Below are 17,786 nucleotides of genomic sequence, written 5' to 3'. Positions count from 1 at the left end.
CTCACTTATAGGTCTGGCCGGTCAGCAACTGCAGTTGCTCAACCAGCGGGCCGAGCGCGAGCGCCGGCAGGAAAGTCAGGCCGCCCACCACCAACACCACGAACACCACCAGAAACATGAACAGCGGTGTGGCCGTCGGGATAGTGCCGGCACCGGCCGGGATGTTCTTTTTCATCGCCAGGGAACCCGCGACCGCGAGCATCGGCAGCATCGTGAAGAATCGTCCGAGCAACATGGCAAGACCGATGGTGGTGTTGAAGAACGGCGTATTGGCGTTCAATCCGGCGAATGCCGAACCGTTGTTGGCCGTGCCCGAGGTGTAGGCATACAGCACCTCGCTGAAGCCATGGGGCCCCTGGTTGTTGAGACTGTTGAGGGTGTCGGGCCAGAGCGCCGCCAGGGCAGTGAAGCCGAGAATGCAGACCGGGTGTGCCAACACCGAGAGCATGACCAGCTTGATCTCCCGGGCCTCGATCTTCTTGCCGAGAAACTCCGGGCTGCGACCGATCATCATGCCCACCAGAAACACTGTCAGCAGGGCGTACTGGATCAGGTTGATAAAGCCCACGCCGTCGCCACCGAACACGCAGTTGAGCATCATCTGCGCCAGCGGTACGAAGCCGCCCATGGGCGTCAGCGAGTCATGCATGGCATTCACCGAGCCGGTGGTGGCGCCGGTGGTGGTGGTCACGAACAGGCTGGTGTCGGCAATCCCGAAGCGCAGTTCCTTGCCTTCCATGTTGCCGCCACTCTGGGTGGCCGACAGCACCTGATCCGCGCCCACTCGGGTCAGCAGCGGGTTGCCACTTTGTTCGGCGGTGTAAACGATGCTCAGAAAGCCGACGAACATCACCAGGAATGTGCCAAAGAACACCCAGCCCTGACGCCGACGCATCAGCATGCTGCCGAAGGTGTACGTCAGCGCTGACGGGATCAGCAGCATGCTGAGGATGTGCAGCATGTTCGTCAGCGGCGTCGGGTTTTCGAACGGGTGCGCGGCGTTCATGCTGAAGAAGCCACCGCCGTTGGTGCCGATGTGCTTGATGGATTCAAAGCTCGCCACCGCGCCGACAATCAATTGCTGCTGCGCGCCTTCCAGCGTGGAGGCAAGGGCCTGGGAGTTGAGGGTTTGGGGCATGCCTTGCCAGACATACACCAGCGCCAAGCCGAAACACAGCGGCAGCATCACTCGGTACAGCGTACGGGTGAAGTCCACCCAGTAGTTTCCGATGTCAGCGGAATTCGACCGACTGAGGCCGCGAATAAACCCCGCCGCCGCCACAACGCCCGCTGTTGCGCCGACGAACATCAGGAAGGTAATGACCGCCATCTGGCTGAAGTTGGACAGGCTGGTTTCACCTGAATACGCCTGCCAGTTGGTGTTGGTGATAAACGACGCCGCGGTATTGAACGCCAGATCCGGTGTTTGCGCGCCCAGCCCCAAGGGGTTGAGCGGCATGAAACCTTGCAGGCGCAACACGATGTAACCCAGCAACATCATCGCCGCGTTCGACAACAACAGGGCCGAGCCGTAACGCGCCCAGCCCATGGTTTCGGTCGAATCGATCCCCAGCAAACGATAAGTGGCGCGCTCCGCCAAGGCATGCTTTCGCCCGGTGAATACCCGCGTCAGCCACTTCCCCATCAAAACGGCGAGCCCGGTCATCAACCCGAGAATCACCGCAAATTCCAGCATAGTGCTCAACATGTCGATGCTCCGTTCAAATCTTGCCCATGGCGACGATGACCATGGCTGTCGCAGCAAAAAACACCACGCTAACCCCCATGAAAATCAGGTCGTACATTGCCGGTTTCCTTTCTCAAGACCGCCCTGGCGGGCGAATAAAAACGCCTGTGCCGCAATGACTGCGGCCATCAGAATTTCTCTGCACGGATAAGGGCGTAACCCAGGTAGGCGAACAACAGGGCGGCACACAGGCCGCTGGCGATGTAAATGAACTCGAGTGTTAACAAGACAGCTCCCCCTGACTAAACGAAGGCACCCGCAATCGGGTCCCGGTAGAGCGCGCCAGAGCAAAAAACGCACTGAATACGCGCTCTTATCTGCGCCGTGCAGGTTAAGAGAGGGGGTATCAAGGACGGACACTGATTGGGGGCCGCGGTATTAAGACGGCGTATAGAACGAACGGAACGGACGGTGTGCGGGGGGGATGCGAGGGCTCAACGACAGCTTTGGACGGACACCGTTAAGTGCCCGTCGCGGGCTCGTCTCATTACGACTTGAGTGGAAGCCAGATTTCCAGCTTGCCGGTGTTGAGCTTCGGGTTGAAGTCTTCGCTGTAGCGTTCGAATTCCGGGGCGTCTGCGGCCTCTTTACCGGACTGCGGCAACCAGGTTTTCCAGATGTACTGAAACGTCTCGGGTAACTGGTCCAGCGAGCCTTTGTGCTCGAACACCGCATAATGTTGGGGTTGAACCTCGACCCAGCGGTACTTCTCGGGGAGGTCGTCGAGTTTGTCGATCTCGACACCGGCAATGTATTCGAAGCCGCCCTTGCCATCAGGATTACAGCAGATGCCGTAGGTCACTTCGCTTTTTTGACCGGGAATCTTGCCAATCTCGGGAATGAATTTCTCCCAAAGGTCGGGAATCGCTTTGGTTGTAGCTGCGGTAAATCGACCACCAAGCCCCGCAATGAGCAGAAAGTGCCCGTGTTCAAAACGTGGCTCGTCCGGTTTTACGCCTGATTGCTCATCCATGACTCGACTCCTGGATCAAAAAAGTGGGTTCGGCTGGGAGTATAGAAGCCAAACCCGATTAGCCCAGTCAGAGGCTGTGCAGCGCATCGACAGCACCCGCGCCTACAAACTCGTTGTAGCCCGATAGAATCACGTACACCGCGAAATAGCAGAAGATCGCCGCCGATGCCATGTAGGAATAACGCAGCAGTTTGTCGCCGAGCAACTTGCCGCCATGGCTCGCGGCGAAGCACAGGCCGGCGGACCACAGCAACCCGGCGCAGAGGAAGCCGCCAAGGAAGAGTGCCGAGCTGAGCGCCCCGCCACCGCCGGAACGCGCGATCAACGTACCGCCCACCGCCGCGAACCAGAGAATGGCGCTGGGTGACGACATAGCGAGAAAGATCCCGCGGAAAAACTCTTTACGGTGCGAGTTGTGACCCACTTCAGCGGTCTGCGCCAATACGGCTTCGTGGTGAATCGCCGAATAGATCATCTTCGCCGCGAAGTACACCAGCAACACCGAACCGCCGATCCACAACACCCAGCGCACGGTTTCGTATTGCAGCAAAACAGTCATGCCGGCCAGTGCCAGCACCGCATAAATCAAGTCGCCGACACACGTCCCCAACCCCAGGGCAAAGCCTTGAAAATAGCCGCGTTGCATCGCCAAGGTGATCATCGCGATGTTGGCCACGCCGATGTCCAGGCACAGAGAAAGGCTCAGCAAGAAGCCGCTGCTAAATTCCATCAACCGTTATCCTTCGGAAAAATTTGTTTACACACTGGCTGGACAGTGTGCCATGCCACCCCTTATCTTCCGCAACAGGTCACCGCAGTGACCAGCGTCGCTCGGACGGTTCCGGGCGCTCACGTTATCCGAGGCAACAATGGCTAACCCAGGTTCGCCGCGCCGCTTTGCGCGCATAGATCGACTCCCCCCTTACGTATTCAACATCACTGCCGAGCTGAAGATGGCCGCCCGTCGTCGTGGCGAAGACATCATCGACTTCAGCATGGGCAACCCCGACGGCCCGACTCCGCCGCACATTGTCGAAAAACTCGTCACCGTCGCCCAGCGCGAAGACACCCACGGCTACTCCACGTCCAAGGGTATTCCGCGCCTGCGCCGGGCGATTTCCAACTGGTACAAGGATCGCTACGAGGTCGACATCGACCCGGAAACCGAAGCCATCGTGACCATCGGTTCCAAGGAAGGCCTGGCGCACTTGATGCTGGCCACCCTCGACCAGGGCGACACCGTACTGGTGCCGAACCCGAGCTACCCGATTCACATCTACGGCGCGGTGATTGCCGGCGCCCAGGTGCGTTCGGTGCCGTTGATTCCGGGCGTGGATTTCTTCGCGGAACTGGAACGGGCGATTCGCGGTTCGATTCCAAAACCGAAAATGATGATCCTCGGCTTCCCGTCCAACCCGACCGCGCAGTGCGTGGAGCTGGATTTCTTTGAGCGGGTGATTGCCCTCGCCAAACAGTACGACGTGCTGGTGGTGCACGACCTGGCCTACGCCGACATCGTCTACGACGGCTGGAAAGCCCCGTCGATCATGCAAGTACCGGGCGCCAAGGACATCGCGGTGGAGTTTTTCACCCTGTCCAAGAGCTACAACATGGCGGGCTGGCGCATTGGTTTCATGGTCGGCAACCCGGAACTGGTCAACGCCCTGGCGCGGATCAAGAGTTACCACGACTACGGCACCTTTACTCCGCTGCAAGTCGCGGCGATTGCGGCGCTGGAAGGCGATCAGCAGTGCGTGAAAGACATCGCCGAGCAGTATCGGCAGCGTCGCAACGTGTTGGTCAAAGGCCTGCATGAACTGGGCTGGATGGTCGAGAATCCGAAGGCGTCGATGTATGTCTGGGCGAAAATCCCCGAGGCGTATGCACACCTGGGTTCACTGGAGTTCGCCAAGAAAATGCTCGCCGAGGCCAAGGTCTGCGTCTCGCCGGGTGTCGGGTTCGGGGAATATGGGGATGATCATGTGCGCTTCGCGCTGATCGAAAACCAGGACCGGATTCGCCAGGCCGTGCGCGGGATTCGCGCAATGTTCCGCGCCGATGGGTTGATCACAAAAACCAGCGCCTGACACAAAACCTGTGGGAGCGAGCCTGCTCGCGAATGCGGTGTATCAATCAACATCACCATTGACTGATACGCCCCCTTCGCAAGCAGGCTCGCTCCCACATTTGTTTGGCGGTGCACTCGACGAAACCTGGTAGTTCTACCAGTTACCGGTGCTGGAACAACGTGAAATGCTGGAGACCTTTATTGACCTGCGGTCTAACAAAGAGGCCCCACCATGCCCACATCCAAGCCTGCCCATCACACATCCCGCACCTTATTGTTGGCCAGCGACTGCAAAAACACTGTGATCGCCGAGATGGCCGGCAGCATTCATCACCTCGCCTACTCCCCCTATGGTCAGCAGTCCTCCCGACAGGAGGTCATGACGCAATTGGGGTTTAACGGCGAACGGCGAGAGGCGAAGATTGATGGGTATGCTTTGGGGAACGGTTATCGCGTCTATAACCCGCGATTGATGCGCTTTCACAGTCCGGACAAATCCAGTCCTTTCGAAAAGGGTGGAATGAATACGTACATGTATTGTGGTGGTGAGCCAGTGATGAATGTGGACCCGACGGGACGTTCCTTTTGGAGCAAGTTACTCAACATCTGGGATTTTTTAAGTTTGTCCAATACGTCAAGTGGCCCGCGAAGAAACGCACTACTACCCCAAAAGGGATCTGGAGAAAGTGGACTTTTGAACGTTGCTGGCGGCATTGTCGAGAATGCCCAAATGAATAGACGCCCCCCAATCGTACCAGCCGGGGGGAAAGGTCGAAGACACGCCGCGCCCACCTGGAAGGGCGAACAAGCTCACTCGAATCCGGTCACAACATCCCCAGCGACCTCTACAGAAGCCACGACACCGAATACAGCGCAAAACGGGGGCCTGTCTCGCCAACCATCCAGACGCAGCGTCTCCAGTCACTCCAGTTCTGCTTCCACTCCCAGCACTGTCAGTACTGTTTCAAGCATCAGCAATCACAGTGCTGACTCGGGTTATGCGAGCTCAACCCCGGGCTCCAACAGAAGCAATGCTTCTGCCGATGACCGGCTCCAAGTGCGTCTTAATAATCTGCGACAACGCTAACTGCGCCCAGCATAAAAAACTGTGGGAGCGAGCCTGCTCGCGAAGAGGGCTTAACATTCAATGAAGATGTTGAATGTCAGTCCGCATTCGCGAGCAGGCTCGCTCCCACATTTGGTGTTTTGAGCTGTATTTAAACGAACATCGACAACAGCAGGATAAAGCCCAACCCGACCACCGACAGGATGGTTTCCATGGCCGTCCAGGTCTTGAAGGTTTCCGCTACGGTCATGTTGAAGTACTGCTTCACCAGCCAGAAACCGGCGTCGTTGACGTGCGACAGAATCAACGAACCGGCGCCAGTCGCCAGCACCAGCAGCTCACGGTTCACACCCGGAATCATCCCCACCACCGGCACCACGATGCCTGCGCCAGTAATGGTCGCCACGGTCGCCGAGCCGGTCGCAATACGGATCACCGCCGCCACCAGCCACGCCAGAAGGATTGGCGAGATTTCCGCGGCCACCGCCATGTTACCGATGACATTACCCACGCCGCTGGTCACCAGCATTTGCTTGAAGCCACCACCGGCACCGATGATCAGGATGATCGCGGCGGTTGGCGCAAGGCTCGCGTCCAGCCATTTGAGCATCTGATTGGAACCAATGCCCTGCTTGTAGCCAAAGGTGTACAGCGACAGCAGCAACGCCAGCAGCAGCGCCGAGATCGGGTGACCGATCAGGTCCATGAAAGTGCGGAAGAAGTTGCCGTCCGGCAGCACCACATCGGCAAAGGTCTTGAGCAGCATCAGGAACACCGGCGACAGCACGGTAATCAAGGTGATGGAGAAGCTCGGGAGATCGGCAGAATCGTTCTCGCGCGCCAGTTGATCCACCAGTTCCTGGTTAGGGTGGCCGGGGATGTATTTGGCAATGAATGTGCCGTAGATCGGGCCGGCGATGATGGCCGTCGGCAGCGCAACGATCAGGCCGTAGAGAATGGTTTTACCGATGTCGGCACCGAACACGCCGATCGCCAGCAGCGGGCCCGGGTGTGGTGGCACCAGACCGTGCACCGCAGACAGACCGGCCAGCAGCGGGATACCGATCTTGATGATCGACACGCCGGTACGTCGGGCGACAATGAACACCAGCGGGATCAACAGCACGAAACCGATTTCGAAGAACAGCGGAATGCCGACCAGGAACGCAGCGAACATCATTGCCCACTGCACCTTGTCCTTGCCGAACGCGCGAATCAGCGTCTGGGCAATCTGATCCGCCCCGCCCGACTCGGCCATCATCTTGCCGAGCATCGTGCCCAGCGCCAGGATGATCCCGACGAAACCGAGCACACCACCGAAGCCGTCCTGGAACGCCTTGATGATGGTGCCGATCGGCATGCCGGAGGTCAGCCCGAGAAAGGCTGCGGCAATAATCAGGGCAATGAACGGGTGGAACTTGAACTTGGTGATCAGGACGATAAGCCCGATCACCGTGACCACTGCATCGAGCAGCAGGAACGTCTCGTGGGACATGCCAAACATTAGGGGTGTCTCCTGGTTGTTGTTGTTATTAAAGCGGGTAATTCGAAAGCCATAAGGACAGCGCTATCTCTTCAAGCAAAATTTAACCGGCGCGTTTCAAGCCGTGTTCCAGCCACCAGGCATGCGCCTGTATCGCCAATTGGTCGACGCTGTGGTTCGAGGCATCGAGGGCCAGTGTCAATGGTTCACCAACGGGGGATTCAAGGGTGGCGAACTGGCTGTCGATCAGGGTCGACGGCATGAAGTGGCCCGGCCGATGGGAGACGCGATCGGCGGCGACTTCAGGCGTGAGTTCAAGGAACACGAAGCCCAGGCCTGGCAAGGCACTGCGCAATACTTCGCGGTAACTGTGTTTGAGCGCCGAGCAGGTCAGCACCGGGCGCTGGCCCGTGGCGTCGACGCGACGAAGTTCATCGCACAGGCTGTCGAGCCAGCCGGCACGGTCGTCGTCGTTCAGGGGAATGCCCGCGCTCATCTTTTCGATATTGGCGGCGGGGTGAAAAGTGTCGCCTTCAATGGCCGTGGCGCCGCTGAGCTCGCACAAGGCTTCGCTGACGCAGGTCTTGCCGCAACCGGCAACGCCCATGATGACCAGGGCGGTGATGGGATGATTCATGTAACACCTCAGCGCGCAGACAGCGCTACCTTTGCCAGTTATGACACTAGATCAAAAGCAGAAGTTGCCGACGCCTTCTTGTCATTTTTGTGGGTTGCAGCATGTTCGTTGCCGACGCTGAAAAGCGAGGTTCAGGCAAAACTCGCTTACGCATTTGCAGCTGCATCGGGACAGCGCTACCTTAGTGCCTTGAATTTTGTTTGGCAAGCCGCCCGATGACCTCCTCTAAAAACGATAAAAATACGCGAACCACTGGCCGTCCTACCCTCAATGAAGTCGCCAGACTGGCCGGCGTCAGCCCGATTACCGCCTCCCGCGCCTTGCGTGGCGTGAGCACGGTGGCCGCCGAACTGGTGGAAAAAGTGCAGAGGGCCGCGCTTGAACTCAACTACGTGGTCAACCCCGCCGCTCGCGCGTTAGCCTCGGCCCAGAGCCATTCCGTGGTGGTTTTGGTGCCGTCGCTGTCGAACTTGCTGTTCATCGACACGCTGGAGGCCATTCATCAGGTTTTGCGACCGAAGGGCTTCGAAGTGCTGATCGGCAACTTCCATTACTCACGCGATGAAGAAGAAAACCTGCTGCGCAATTACATGGCCTATCAGCCACGCGGCTTGCTGCTGACCGGGTTTGACCGCACCGAAAGTTCGCGGCGGATGATCGAGGCGAGCAATATTCCCTGTGTGTACATGATGGAACTCGACAGCGCCGCCGGACTTAATTGCGTAGGTTTCTCGCAACTGGCGGCCGGAGAAACAGCGGCGGAGCATTTGCTGTCCCGCGGCCGCAAGCGCCTGGCGTACATCGGTGCGCAACTGGATCAACGAACGCTGCTGCGTGGCGAAGGTTTTCGCAAGGCCCTGCAAAAGGCCGGTCGATATGATCCCGACCTGGAAGTGCTGACACCACGCGCGTCCTCCGTCGGTCTGGGCGGCGAGCTGTTCCTGCAACTGATCGCCAGCCATCCCGATGTCGACGCCATCTTCTTCGGCAACGATGACCTGGCGCAGGGCGCGCTGCTGGAAGCGATGCGTTGCGGGATCAAAATCCCTGAACAAGTGGCAATCCTCGGTTTCAACGACCTGCCAGCCTCGGCGCACATGGTCCCGCGCCTGAGCAGCATCAGCACTCCGCGCGAGGCGATTGGCCGGCGCGCGGCGGAACAGATGCTGACGTTGATGGCGGGCAATACGGTGGCAAAACCGGTGCAGGACATGGGGTTTGAGTTGAAAGTGCGCGAAAGTACGTAGCACTGTAGGAGCCGGCTTGCTGGCTCCTAGAGGGGTATTCTGACCTTCCAGAAGCGTCTGATCGCTAAAGGAGCAGCTCCATGGAACATGTACTGAAAATCCTCGGTAAAGCGTCGTCCATCAACGTCAGAAAAGTCCTGTGGACCTGCGACGAGCTGGACCTTTCCTACGAGCGAGAAGACTGGGGCAGCGGTTATGCGTCGACCCACAGCCCCGAGTTTGTCCGGCTCAACCCCAATGCGCAGGTACCGGTGATCATCGACGACGCTGGCGTGCTGTGGGAGTCCAACACCATCTGCCGTTACCTGGCCGGCAAACATTCACACGCTGAATTGCTGCCGCACGAACCCGCGGCGCGTGCCCGGGTGGAGCAATGGATGGATTGGCAGGCCACTGATCTCAACTCGTCCTGGAGCTACGCATTCACAGCGCTGGTACGCAAAGACCCGGAGTTCCAGGACGCGCACCGGATTGCCACTGGCTTACGCGGCTGGAACCAGAAGATGGGCATTCTCGAACATCAGCTCTCGGCCACTAAAGCTTATGTTGCAGGGCCACGGTTTACGCTGGCCGATATCGTCATCGGGCTGTCAGTCAACCGTTGGCTGATGACGCCGATGGATCGACCGGATTTCCCGGCCATCGACGAGTATTTCCAACGTTTGGCGCAACGACCAGGGTTCCTCAAACATGGCTGCAACGGTCTGCCTTGATGGGTCGACCTCTGCCGGCAGGCGGCAAAGGTTGACCGCAATTCTTCCGCCAATGGCTCAAGCAAAAACATAACTCATTGAAAATATTTGAGTTTATTGCTTAGGCACGCTATTTGCTGAAATCACTGCAACGCAAACACCTACAAGGTCTATTCATCATGTTGGTCAGTGCAAAACAGAACGTAATGACGCCGCTCCCCAAAAAGCCGGGCGACGAACCGACCGCGGACGCCGCTGCAGGTCTTCAGGGTGGCCTGCAAGCCGTGTTGATGCAGAGCGTGCAAAACAATATCCAGCTGCAAAACCTGAAGAACGAGGGGAAGGTCCAGGCATCTACTGCCAGACTCGCCACGGAACAGGTCAACGCCGCCAACAAAATCAGCGACAACATCGATGAAGCGTTCGCCAAAACCCGTGTTGCGTTGCAAGCCACCGATGCCTCGCCAGTGCCGAAGGCCGGTGAAAGCAGCGCCATGGCAGACTTCAAGGACTACATGAGCAAAACCCCGGAACAGCGGTTGCGCGACAGTATTCTGGAGGAGATGGGGATTACCGAAGAAGACCTGAAAGCCATGCCGCCAGAGAAACAACTGGCGATCGGTAAAGAGATTGCCGAGCGCCTGCAAGACAAGATGAAACTGGCGCAGGCCGATAAAGACAACGGCAGCAGCAGTGAGAAAGGCAGCACCCAAGTGGTCGACAAGTTCCTCGCATCGCTCTGAATTTGCTGATGCATCTGTTGAAGCCCGGCTTGCCGGCGATGGCGATCTTCAGGACGCCATCGTCAGCAAGCTGGCTCCAGCGTTTCAATTCAACTGTAGCGTTGAATTGAACTGGCTGATCGCGTCCACCACATGCCGCGAGCCCTGCTGGATTTCCAGAATCACCTCCCCCGCTTCGTTCGCCAGTTCCACCCCAAGACCGGTGCGGCTCAGACTCGACTGCATGCTCGACACCGCGCTCAACGACAAATCATGGTTTTTACGCACCACGTCGACAATCTCCAGCGTCGCCTGACTCGTGCGTGCCGCGAGGTTGCGAACCTCATCCGCCACCACGGCAAACCCTCGGCCGTGTTCCCCGGCCCGAGCCGCCTCGATGGCCGCGTTGAGCGCCAGCAGGTTGGTCTGGTCGGCAATGCCGCGAATGGTCTGAACGATGGTGCCGATGATGTCGGACTGTTTGCTCACCGCATCGATGCTCATCGCGGCTTCGTTCAAGTTTTTGGAAATGTCCTGGATGATCTGCACCGTCTGCTGCACCACCTGCGATCCCTTCTGCGCACAGGCGTCGTTCTGTACAGAAGTGCTGTGGGCCGACTCCGCCGCCGTTTGCAGTGTGGTCACTTGTTGCGTGATGTCGCTGGCGAACTTCACCACTTTGTACAATCGGCCGTTGGCGTCGAACAGCGGGTTGTAGGACGCTTCGAGATAAATGGTATGACCGTGCTTGTCTCTGCGTTCGAAACGGTGTGAGTGATATTCGCCGCGATTCAGTGAGGCCCAGAACGCTTTGTAAGACGGCGATTCAGCTTCGGCGCGGTGGCAAAATAGACTGTGATGCTGGCCGACGATTTCGTTGAGCGCGTAATGCGTGGTCTTCAGGAAGTTTTCATTGGCAGTGATCACATTGCCTTCGGGGGTGAATTCGATCATCGCCATCGACCGACCGATTGCAGCGAGCATGCTTTCGTTTTCGTGTTCCTTGTTAATCCTGTCCGAGATGTCGGTCGCGACTTTGATCACACTGCTGACTTGCCGGTCGGCACCGATAACCGGCATGTAACTGGCTTCGAGCCAGATCTCCTTGCCGCTCTTGTTCAAGCGTAAAAAAGTCCCGCTGACCGGTTCGCCACGGGCCAGGTCACGCCACAACTTCGCGTAGGCTTCGCTGCGATAAAACGCTTCTTCGCAAAAGATCCGGTGATGTTTGCCGCGCACTTCTTCGGCGCTGTAACCCATGACGTTGCAAAAGTTGTCGTTGGCATCAAGCACGATGCCGTCAGGGGTGAATTCAATCATCGCCATCGAACGACTGACGGCAGCCAACTTGGCGTTGGCCTCGGTCAGCGCACAACTGTAGCGCTCGATTTCCAGCAGGTCAGACTTGTGATGTAGGTTAAACATGGTCGTATCACCCTAAGCGCGGTCGTTTGATTGATGAAAGTTCTGCGGTCTTTCAACGTATCCACCACAACGTTCCATGGAACAGGCACACGCATTCCTCCAAGGGAGGATTTGTCAGGTGATCAATGATGTTGAATCGGAGAGTCCATGTGGCAACGCTCTTATCAAGACATCCGTCTCTTGATAGCCCGGGACCGGGCCAGCCCTAACGTTTTTTCCATAAGTAATTCCCTTTACCGTAACGCTCCTTGTGCTCGCATCGGCGCCTTGGGTTGCGCACTCTTGGAGCGGGCATGACGGCCTTCACATGGCGACCGACATGGTTACTCAGAACTGAGCATAGCCAGCCGCAATAGGCTTGCAAGGCCACTAGTCGGCCAGTATCGAGGACAAAATCGGTTCAGCTAACGCCAGACTTATCGTTCCGCCAGCATTCCCAACAACGCCTGCACCGCCGCCGAGGGTTGTTTGTTTGCCGCGACCACCAAGGCAAACTCGCGATCGATACGCGGTTTGACCGGCACCACACGCAGCCCCTGGAGATGGCTGGGCAAAGTCATTTCCGGCACCAGGGTTACCCCGATGTTTTCCCGCACCAAGGTGAACGCACTGCTCCACTCACGAACCTCGACCCGAACGTCGCGCAATTGCAGACCGGCATCGAGGGCCAGGCTGCGGGCGTTGGTCGAACAGCCGCCGGTGGCCAGCACAAACGGCTGGTCTGCCAACTCCGCGAGGGTGACGCCTTGTTCAATCGAGCGGCGCGCCAAGGGATGGCCGCCCGGCAACACCGCGACCCAGGCATCGCGCCCCAAACGACCGGCATTGCGCTCCGGCGCCGGGTTCAGCACCACGCCGACATCCACCAGACCGGCGCCGAGCAATGTTTCCACTTCATCGTCGCTGACTTCCAGCGCGACTACCTGAATGCCAGGGTAAAGCCGACTGAAAGTGCGCAGCAACGGCGGCAGAAAGGTCGCCAGCACCATGGGGAAACTCGCCAGCCGAATCGTCCCGCGCTGGATGTCTTTTGCGGCATCGACGGTGCTGCGGATGTTTTCCAGGGCGCCGAGCATGGTCCGTGCCTGCTCGATGACCGGCAGGCCGATGGCGGTCGGCAGCGTTTGCCGATTCTCCCGAGTGAACAGCTGCACGCCGAGGGTTTCTTCGATCAGCGCCAACGCCTGGCTCGCGCCTGATTGAGTCATGCCGACCCGCTCGGCCGCGCGGGTGATGTTGCCCGTATCGGCCACGGCCACCACCATTCGCCAGTGCATCAGGTTCATCATGGCAGTAGCTTTCCTTATGGCAATTTTCTGAAAAATTAATTTTACCGATGCTCCCGCGCACTATGACACTGGCACAAATCCCCAACCAGAGCCCCGCCGATGAAGTTGTACTACGCCCCCCACGCCTGCTCGCTGGCACCGCACATTGTGCTGCGGGAACTTGATCTGCCGTTCGAGTTGATCCGCGTCGACAACCGCACCAAACAGACCGCGAGCGGTGCCGACTTCCTCGCCATCAACCCGAAGGGTTACGTCGCGGCGCTGCAACTCGACAACGGTGAGGTGCTGACTGAAGGCCCGGCGATCCTGCAATACCTGGCGGACCTGCGACCCGAGGCGGGTCTGGCGCCCGCCAATGGAACGTTCGAGCGGGTAAGGTTGCAGGAGTGGCTGAATTTCGTTTCGACGGAGATTCATGGCGGGCTGGGCTGGCTGTTCAACACACAGTTCCCTGAAGAAGTGAAAACGCTGCTCAAGGAGAAACTGTTCAAGCGCTTTGCGGTGTTGTGCCAGACACTGGAGCGGCAGGATTATCTGCTCGCGGGTGGCTTCAGCATTGCCGACGCGTATTTGTTAACGGTGTTGCGGTGGGCGCCGTTGTTTGCGATTGATTTGAATGACTGGCCGGCGTTGGTGCGGTTTCAGGCACGGGTAGATTTGCGCCCGACAGTGCAAGCGGCGTTGGCCGCAGAATCTGCGTAAGCCTTGAGATCATCGCGGGCAAGCCCGCTCCCACAAGGATCGGCTGTGTGCCACTCGATGAGTGAACACCGACGAACCCTGTGGGAGCGGGCTTGCCCGCGATGGCGATCTTCCAATCACAGCAGAACTACAAACTCGCACTCACCTTGGTCGCCACCTCACCCGGCACCCAACCCTTCCAGATCTGCGGCTGATCACGCAAAAACGCCTGCGCCACCTGACGCGGGTGCTGGCGTTTTTCGCTCATCTGCGCCAGCGTCTGGTTCAGCAGATCGATCGGCAAATCGACTTTCTCGAAGAACGCTACCAAATCCGGATACTGCGTCTTGAACGGCGCAGACACGCCGATCGCTAGGCTCGCCGGCATCGAGCGCGTGCCTTTAGGGTTTGGATTGTTGGCATCGGCCAGGGTCTTCCAGGCTTCGGCGTCGAACGGCGGCTCTTCGAGTTTCACCAGTTTGAAGCGACCCAACAGCGGCGTTGGCGACCAGTAGTAGAACAACACCGGTTTGCCGCGACGGATCGACGATGCGACCTCGGCATCCAGCGCCGCACCAGAGCCGGTGCGGAAGTTGACGAAGCTGGTGGTCAGGTCGTAAGCCTTGAGTTTCTGACTGTTGACGATCTCCGAGGTCCAGCCGGTCGGGCTGTTGAGGAAGCGTCCGCGGCTTGGGTCTTCGGGGTCGCGGAACACGTCTTTGTAGCGCGCCAGATCGGCAACGGATTTCAGCTCCGGCGCCAGCGGTTTGATCCCGCGTTCCGGGTCGCCCTTGATCACGTATTCCGGCACCCACCAGCCTTCGGTGGCGCCTTTGACCGTGTCGCCCAGCCCAAACACTTTGCCTTCCGACGCAGCCTTGACCCACGCGGGACTGCGACCGGCCCATTCTTCGCCGATCACTTGGATGTCGTTCTTGGCCAATGCCGCTTCGAGGCTGACAGTGCTGCCCGGCAACGTGTCGGTCGGGTAGCCGTAACCTTTTTCAACGATCAACCGCAGGATCTCGGTGATCAGGCTGCCGCTTTCCCAGGTGATGTCGCCGAAGTGGATCGGCGCGGTTTTTTCTGCGGCAGGAACGTGGGTCGCCACAAGGCTCAGGGCCAGCAGCGAACTGCCGAGCAGGGTTTTGATCGATTTCATGCGGACCTCTGGTGCAAGGGTTCATTGGCGCTGTGCTGGGTGCACAACGCTTGGGAGCGGGTCATGTAGACGCTGACCGAGCGCTGGGAAATGCCCAGTTCGGCGGCGATTTGCGGGTACGTCAAGCCATCGATGCGCGACAACAGGAACGTCGCCCGGACTTTGCCCGGCAAACGCTCCAGCGTCCGGTCGAGGCGGTGCAACGCCTGGGTCAGCTGCAGCAATTCCTCGGGCGAGGAGGCGCGTGGCTGATCGAGGTGTTGCAGTTGATCGAGGTGCTGACGTTCCAGATCGCGACGACGCCAGAGCTGATAAATCAATCGGCGGGCGATGGTGGTGAGCAAGGCGCGAGGCTCGCGGATCGGCGTCAGCCCCGGCGATTCCAGCAGTTGCGCGAAGGTCTCGGCGGCAACGTCTTCGACGCTGGAACTGGCCCCCAGAAACTGGCGCAACCGAGCGCACAGCCAGGGGTAATGGGCGCGGAACAATCCGCCGACATCGTTTCGATGGGACACGTCGGTGCCGGACATAGAGGCTCCAAGAGTTAGGGTCGCTGAACGTCCGGTGGTCCGGTGACGCGAATCCTAGCAAGGAGCCTTATTCGTTAATAATACTTAAAAAGCATTTTTATATTCTTTTATGGAATTACCTAACGATCGATGGCTTGCCCGCGAAAAAATCTTAAGTCAACGCAGACGCCCGAACCCCAACGCCTCGGCTTCCTGCTGATAGTCGAGAACAATTTGATAGTCCCCCTCCCTCGCCGGTAAAACCTCCTGCAAACCAAGGACTTCAACCACATCAGGCAGCTCCCGCAATGCCTCGTTCATCACCTGCCGTAGCGCCTCAACCTGTTCATCGCTAACCGTCGCCACGGTGATATACGGCAAGGTCGGGCTGAACGCGCTACGTACCACCACTCTCAATCCCGCGACTTCCTCTTCGGCGTGCTGCGCAAGGTAGGCGAAGGTCACGCTGTCGATGGCGGCGAGGTCGGCACGGTCTTCACGCAGCCAGCGCAGGCTTTCACGATGGCTGCCGCTGATACCGACATTGGCGAAGAATTGTCCGTCACGGTGCAACGGCGCCAGTCGTTGGCGCAACAGGTTCATGCCGCTGTTGGAGTCTTCGCCGTTGATCACGCCACGGCTGCCGAAAAACGCGGGCAAGGTCCGGCGTGAATCATCGGCACGGCTCAGCAGCAGGCTGCAATGGTTGCCGCCGCTGCTGTCCGGCAGTTCGTAGCGAGGCCGGCCGATGATCCGAACCTGGCCGCGCAATGCGGTCATCAGCGGGTAGCCGCAGGTTTGGGTCACCAGCAAATGCGGGGACAGCCACAACTCCATCAGCGACGCCGCTTCGGCGTTTCGACGGGTTGCACCCAGACGCTCGAGGATCCCTGTCAGCCAGCGCTCGTTGGCCTCGCGGATCGGTTCGGGGGCGACGTACATCAGTAATTCGGCGATGTCTTGTGTCATCAAAAGTCTTCCCGGCAACGGAGTTCAACTGTGGGAGCGAGCCTGCTCGCTCCCACAGGGGAATGGGTTCGTAATCAGTGAAATGGATGTTTCGGGCTATCGATCGCCTTTATCCCATTCTCACGCCACAACTGGCCATAACCCTGCACCAGAAACCCGCCGCTGCGCGCCACCCATTGCTCGCGACGCGCGTGATAGGCGCGGGGCAAGTCGTACCAGGGCAAGCCAGGCAGGTCGTGATGCACCAGATGAAAATTGAGGTTCAGGAACAGCCAGCGCCACGGCCAGCCGGCTTCGTTGAGCACGGTGCGTTGCTCGGGTTGCGCATGGGGACGGTGTTCGTAGTAAGAGCGGATCATCGAGATCGACAGCGCTGGCACACTGATCAACAACAGGTAATGCCACACCGGCAGCACGCTGTAGCGGGCGATGAACAGCAACATCAACACCGTCAGTGTGCCGTGGGTCAGCCACATCAACCAGGCCTGCCGCTCACCCGCTTTCAGGCGCTGCAGTTCTTCGCGGGCCAGCGCCAGCAAGGCCAGCGGCGCACCGAGGATGAAGCGCCCCAGCACGGTTTTGTTCAGCCAGTGCAGGCTCTGCTCGAACACTGAGCTGCCCTGCCACCGCCCGGCACTCAGGTAACGGCTTTCCGGATCGATGCCCGGCAGGGTCAGGTCTTCGTCGCGGTGATGCAGCAAGTGGCTGTCGCGATACAAGGTGTAGGGATACCAGACGGCGAACGGTGCATAGCCGAGGATTTTGTTCAGCGTGGTCCATCGGGTGGGGTGACCGTGGAGCAATTCGTGCTGCACCGACAACCACAGCACCACCAGCGGAATCAGCAGCAATGTGCTCCACCAGATGCCCAATCGATCGCTGACCAGCACGATGCTGAACCAGCCGACGTACACGCCGATCAGCAGCAACCAGGTCGGCCACTCGGTGCGAGCGGTCAGGCGTTGGCGCAGGGTTTCGATTTCTTCTTGGTGGGCGCTATCGAAATAATGGGGCATGGCGTTGCTCAGATCGGGGACCAGTCCCCTTCTGTGCAATGGCATCGGGAAATCTTGCAGATTATTTTGCGCCCCCTGTAGGCGCTGGCTTGTCGGTTCG

General features: G+C 58.8%; 17 protein-coding genes and 2 pseudogenes. 6 read left to right on the top strand and 13 right to left on the bottom strand.

What is annotated here, in order from left to right; translation table 11 throughout:
• Nucleotide 1: 1 nt before the first annotated feature.
• From kdpA to F8N43_RS18060, 4 genes are all read right to left on the bottom strand, one after another.
• Nucleotides 2–1,708: a potassium-transporting ATPase subunit KdpA gene (gene kdpA / locus F8N43_RS18075; protein ID WP_150633901.1), complete on the bottom strand. Its 1,707-nt coding sequence runs from the start codon at nt 1,706–1,708 to the stop codon at nt 2–4.
• 167 nt (nt 1,709–1,875) lie between these two features.
• A complete protein-coding gene (kdpF, locus tag F8N43_RS18070; RefSeq protein WP_095130908.1) occupies nt 1,876–1,974 on the bottom strand; it encodes a K(+)-transporting ATPase subunit F in 99 nt (32 codons plus the stop codon).
• A gap of 260 nt (nt 1,975–2,234) precedes the next feature.
• Complete coding sequence (locus tag F8N43_RS18065) at nt 2,235–2,720, bottom strand: GyrI-like domain-containing protein (RefSeq protein ID WP_150633900.1); 486 nt, start codon at nt 2,718–2,720, stop codon at nt 2,235–2,237.
• Between the two features lie 67 nt (nt 2,721–2,787).
• Nucleotides 2,788–3,450: a LysE family translocator gene (locus F8N43_RS18060; protein WP_150654110.1), complete on the bottom strand. Its 663-nt coding sequence runs from the start codon at nt 3,448–3,450 to the stop codon at nt 2,788–2,790.
• Between the two features lie 139 nt (nt 3,451–3,589).
• Between F8N43_RS18060 and alaC the strand changes: the two genes are divergently transcribed.
• Both alaC and F8N43_RS29930 read left to right on the top strand, forming a co-directional pair.
• Nucleotides 3,590–4,807 carry an alanine transaminase gene (gene alaC, locus F8N43_RS18055; RefSeq protein ID WP_150633898.1) on the top strand — a complete coding sequence of 406 codons (1,218 nt, stop codon included), beginning with the start codon at nt 3,590–3,592 and terminating at the stop codon, nt 4,805–4,807.
• Between the two features lie 213 nt (nt 4,808–5,020).
• Nucleotides 5,021–5,875, top strand: a complete 855-nt coding sequence (locus F8N43_RS29930) for an RHS repeat-associated core domain-containing protein (RefSeq protein ID WP_150654108.1) — start codon at nt 5,021–5,023, stop codon at nt 5,873–5,875.
• A gap of 130 nt (nt 5,876–6,005) precedes the next feature.
• Here F8N43_RS29930 and F8N43_RS18040 read toward each other — a convergent pair whose 3' ends face one another.
• Both F8N43_RS18040 and F8N43_RS18035 read right to left on the bottom strand, forming a co-directional pair.
• Entirely contained in the window at nt 6,006–7,358 is a 1,353-nt protein-coding gene (locus F8N43_RS18040; protein ID WP_150633896.1) for a GntP family permease, read from the bottom strand.
• A gap of 82 nt (nt 7,359–7,440) precedes the next feature.
• Complete coding sequence (locus F8N43_RS18035) at nt 7,441–7,974, bottom strand: gluconokinase (protein ID WP_150633895.1); 534 nt, start codon at nt 7,972–7,974, stop codon at nt 7,441–7,443.
• A gap of 215 nt (nt 7,975–8,189) precedes the next feature.
• Here F8N43_RS18035 and F8N43_RS18030 point away from each other — a divergent pair, with 215 nt between their 5' ends.
• The 3 genes from F8N43_RS18030 (at nt 8,190) to F8N43_RS18020 (ending at nt 10,656) form a co-directional block, all read left to right on the top strand.
• Complete coding sequence (locus F8N43_RS18030; protein WP_150633894.1) at nt 8,190–9,221, top strand: LacI family DNA-binding transcriptional regulator; 1,032 nt, start codon at nt 8,190–8,192, stop codon at nt 9,219–9,221.
• A gap of 80 nt (nt 9,222–9,301) precedes the next feature.
• Nucleotides 9,302–9,934: a glutathione S-transferase family protein gene (locus F8N43_RS18025; RefSeq protein ID WP_150633893.1), complete on the top strand. Its 633-nt coding sequence runs from the start codon at nt 9,302–9,304 to the stop codon at nt 9,932–9,934.
• A 158-nt stretch (nt 9,935–10,092) separates the two neighbouring features.
• The gene (locus F8N43_RS18020) at nt 10,093–10,656 is read left to right on the top strand and encodes a hypothetical protein (RefSeq protein WP_150633892.1); all 564 of its coding nucleotides are present in this window, start codon (nt 10,093–10,095) and stop codon (nt 10,654–10,656) included.
• A gap of 84 nt (nt 10,657–10,740) precedes the next feature.
• On the opposite strand, the pseudogene F8N43_RS29925 reads toward F8N43_RS18020, so the two are convergent.
• The 3 genes and pseudogenes from F8N43_RS29925 to F8N43_RS18010 form a co-directional block, all read right to left on the bottom strand.
• A pseudogene (locus F8N43_RS29925) lies at nt 10,741–11,163 on the bottom strand (methyl-accepting chemotaxis protein); the annotation flags it as partial.
• 120 nt (nt 11,164–11,283) lie between these two features.
• Nucleotides 11,284–11,955, bottom strand: a pseudogene (locus F8N43_RS29920) (PAS domain-containing protein); the annotation flags it as partial.
• 521 nt (nt 11,956–12,476) lie between these two features.
• On the bottom strand, nt 12,477–13,349 hold the full coding sequence (locus F8N43_RS18010; protein WP_150633890.1) for a LysR family transcriptional regulator: 873 nt from the start codon (nt 13,347–13,349) through the stop codon (nt 12,477–12,479).
• Between the two features lie 99 nt (nt 13,350–13,448).
• On the opposite strand from F8N43_RS18010, the gene gstA reads away from it, so the two are divergent.
• Entirely contained in the window at nt 13,449–14,051 is a 603-nt protein-coding gene (gstA, locus tag F8N43_RS18005; RefSeq protein ID WP_150654107.1) for a glutathione transferase GstA, read from the top strand.
• Nucleotides 14,052–14,178: 127 nt separating this feature from the next.
• Here the strand turns inward: gstA and F8N43_RS18000 are convergent, their stop codons facing one another.
• The 4 genes from F8N43_RS18000 to F8N43_RS17985 form a co-directional block, all read right to left on the bottom strand.
• Nucleotides 14,179–15,192, bottom strand: a complete 1,014-nt coding sequence (locus tag F8N43_RS18000; protein WP_150639980.1) for an ABC transporter substrate-binding protein — start codon at nt 15,190–15,192, stop codon at nt 14,179–14,181.
• Nucleotides 15,189–15,722 (bottom strand): sigma-70 family RNA polymerase sigma factor, encoded by a 534-nt coding sequence (locus F8N43_RS17995; RefSeq protein ID WP_150639979.1) that lies wholly within the window; start codon nt 15,720–15,722, stop codon nt 15,189–15,191. Before F8N43_RS17995 ends, F8N43_RS18000 begins: the two co-directional genes overlap by 4 nt.
• Before the next feature lie 156 nt (nt 15,723–15,878).
• Entirely contained in the window at nt 15,879–16,670 is a 792-nt protein-coding gene (locus F8N43_RS17990; protein ID WP_150639978.1) for a phosphate/phosphite/phosphonate ABC transporter substrate-binding protein, read from the bottom strand.
• A 74-nt stretch (nt 16,671–16,744) separates the two neighbouring features.
• Nucleotides 16,745–17,686: a fatty acid desaturase gene (locus tag F8N43_RS17985; protein ID WP_150639977.1), complete on the bottom strand. Its 942-nt coding sequence runs from the start codon at nt 17,684–17,686 to the stop codon at nt 16,745–16,747.
• Between the last annotated feature and the right edge of the window lie 100 nt (nt 17,687–17,786).

The organism is Pseudomonas fluorescens (assembly GCF_902498065.1).
GTDB lineage: Bacteria > Pseudomonadota > Gammaproteobacteria > Pseudomonadales > Pseudomonadaceae > Aquipseudomonas > Aquipseudomonas fluorescens_BJ.
This window is presented reverse-complemented; position numbering and strand designations above follow the sequence as displayed.

Coding starts and splice junctions, on each gene's coding strand:
- kdpA (WP_150633901.1), bottom strand. CDS start 1,708: ATGTTGAGCACTATGCTGGAATTTGCGGTGATTCTCGGGTTGATGACC.
- F8N43_RS18065 (WP_150633900.1), bottom strand. CDS start 2,720: ATGGATGAGCAATCAGGCGTAAAACCGGACGAGCCACGTTTTGAACAC.
- F8N43_RS18060 (WP_150654110.1), bottom strand. CDS start 3,450: ATGGAATTTAGCAGCGGCTTCTTGCTGAGCCTTTCTCTGTGCCTGGAC.
- alaC (WP_150633898.1), top strand. CDS start 3,590: ATGGCTAACCCAGGTTCGCCGCGCCGCTTTGCGCGCATAGATCGACTC.
- F8N43_RS29930 (WP_150654108.1), top strand. CDS start 5,021: ATGCCCACATCCAAGCCTGCCCATCACACATCCCGCACCTTATTGTTG.
- F8N43_RS18040 (WP_150633896.1), bottom strand. CDS start 7,358: ATGTTTGGCATGTCCCACGAGACGTTCCTGCTGCTCGATGCAGTGGTC.
- F8N43_RS18035 (WP_150633895.1), bottom strand. CDS start 7,974: ATGAATCATCCCATCACCGCCCTGGTCATCATGGGCGTTGCCGGTTGC.
- F8N43_RS18030 (WP_150633894.1), top strand. CDS start 8,190: ATGACCTCCTCTAAAAACGATAAAAATACGCGAACCACTGGCCGTCCT.
- F8N43_RS18025 (WP_150633893.1), top strand. CDS start 9,302: ATGGAACATGTACTGAAAATCCTCGGTAAAGCGTCGTCCATCAACGTC.
- F8N43_RS18020 (WP_150633892.1), top strand. CDS start 10,093: ATGTTGGTCAGTGCAAAACAGAACGTAATGACGCCGCTCCCCAAAAAG.
- F8N43_RS18010 (WP_150633890.1), bottom strand. CDS start 13,349: ATGATGAACCTGATGCACTGGCGAATGGTGGTGGCCGTGGCCGATACG.
- gstA (WP_150654107.1), top strand. CDS start 13,449: ATGAAGTTGTACTACGCCCCCCACGCCTGCTCGCTGGCACCGCACATT.
- F8N43_RS18000 (WP_150639980.1), bottom strand. CDS start 15,192: ATGAAATCGATCAAAACCCTGCTCGGCAGTTCGCTGCTGGCCCTGAGC.
- F8N43_RS17995 (WP_150639979.1), bottom strand. CDS start 15,722: ATGTCCGGCACCGACGTGTCCCATCGAAACGATGTCGGCGGATTGTTC.
- F8N43_RS17990 (WP_150639978.1), bottom strand. CDS start 16,670: ATGACACAAGACATCGCCGAATTACTGATGTACGTCGCCCCCGAACCG.
- F8N43_RS17985 (WP_150639977.1), bottom strand. CDS start 17,686: ATGCCCCATTATTTCGATAGCGCCCACCAAGAAGAAATCGAAACCCTG.